The sequence below is a fragment of the Candidatus Hydrogenedentota bacterium genome, from assembly GCA_016791475.1.
Taxonomy (GTDB): Bacteria; Hydrogenedentota; Hydrogenedentia; order Hydrogenedentales; family JAEUWI01; genus JAEUWI01.
Genome location: JAEUWI010000216.1, coordinates 1 through 734, shown reverse-complemented (window position 1 = coordinate 734; position 734 = coordinate 1). Strand labels below are relative to the sequence as shown.

Below are 734 nucleotides of genomic sequence, written 5' to 3'. Positions count from 1 at the left end.
CCTGGGGCGACCACTGTCAGGCGGCCTATTCGATGCTGTCCGCAGGCCGCATCCGCGACGCGCTCGACATCCACCAGGAAACGGCCGAAACACGCGACCGTTACGGCATGACGCTGTTCGGTCAGTCGTGCCTTGCCGCACGGCGGCTGGTGGAAGCGGGCGGAAAATTCGTCTCGGTCTTCTGGGATCCTTTCGGCCCGTTCGGTGGAAGCTGCTGGGACACACACGCCAACCACTACCCGCGACTGCGCGAATACTTGCTGCCGGTGTTCGATCAGGCGTATGCGACGCTGATACTGGATCTGGAACAGCGCGGCCTGCTCGATGAGACGCTGGTGCTGGTGCTCAGCGAACACGGCCGCACGCCGAAGATCGACGGCAAGCCCCGCGGCGCCGCGCGGCACCACTGGTCTCGGGCGTATTCGGCGGTGATGGCGGGCGGCGGCGTGGCGAAGGGGCGCGTCGTGGGCCGGACGGACGAATCGGGCGGCGACGTCGCCAGCAACCCGTTCTCGCCAAAAGACGTGCTGGCCACGTCGCTGCACCTGCTCGGCATCGACCACGAGAAGCTGACCGTCCTGCACAACGGCACCAACCGCCGCCTCACGGACGTTCACGGTCATGTGGTGCATGATATACTTGCGTGACGAAATCTCGTTTCCAGGTTTCACTTGCGAATGCCGTCCCCGGAGCGCCGCTCCGACGCCTCCGCGGGACGCGGCAACCACTGCAAG

1 protein-coding gene is annotated in these 734 nt (G+C 65.9%); it reads left to right on the top strand.

All coding sequences use genetic code 11. From position 1 onward, the window contains the following. On the top strand, nt 1–647 hold a 647-nt coding region (locus JNK74_28795; protein ID MBL7650181.1), incomplete at its 5' end, for a DUF1501 domain-containing protein. Nucleotides 648–734: the final 87 nt, after the last annotated feature.